The 535-nt window shown below is 43.2% G+C and carries 2 protein-coding genes; both read left to right on the top strand.

Annotated features, from left to right (window positions below):
• The coding region (locus KP705_RS16715) for a hypothetical protein (protein ID WP_215765067.1) at window positions 1-180 on the top strand (180 nt) is incomplete at its 5' end.
• Window positions 181-301: 121 nt separating this feature from the next.
• Window positions 302-535: hypothetical protein (locus tag KP705_RS16720; RefSeq protein WP_215765068.1), on the top strand; the 234-nt coding region annotated here is incomplete at its 3' end.

The following is a 535-nucleotide window of genomic DNA, read 5'->3' on the forward strand; positions in this document are numbered from 1 at the left end:
TCTCACATGGGTAGAGGTGGGGGTAGCGTCTTAGAAGATGGGATGCTGTCAAAGGTTCTCGACATAGAGCGTCTACAAGACCCCGTAGAGCTTGATGAGCCTCCTATTGAGGTTCCGGATTCCGAATACTTCGAAGCTAATCAGGACGCCTTTCAGGAGCTTGCAGACTGGTATCTTTGAAGCTCCGCAGGACCGACGACAATGTAATTGTCATAGTCGGACACTATGACAAGTCAAATATTGATTTCTATCTGCTACAATAAGTTTCCAGTACCCCACAAACTGAGGGTCGGAGATTGTTATGGATATGGTAAAGAAGGAAAAATATAGAGAAATAGAGAGAGAAGTACAGAGGCTTGAAAATCTGTTCAATATAAAGGCTGTGCGATTGAAGGCACGTTATGAGACCAAGGCTATTCGTTATATGTTTGGGAATGGGGTCGAGGTTTATTGCTGTTGGGAAAAGCCTTACGATATCATGACTTGTTTGCATGACCATTATATTGACCATTCTTTTCCTGTGAAGGATGTGAAA

Source organism: Gluconobacter sp. P1D12_c (genome assembly GCF_018812105.1).
Taxonomy (GTDB): Bacteria; Pseudomonadota; Alphaproteobacteria; order Acetobacterales; family Acetobacteraceae; genus Gluconobacter; species Gluconobacter oxydans_A.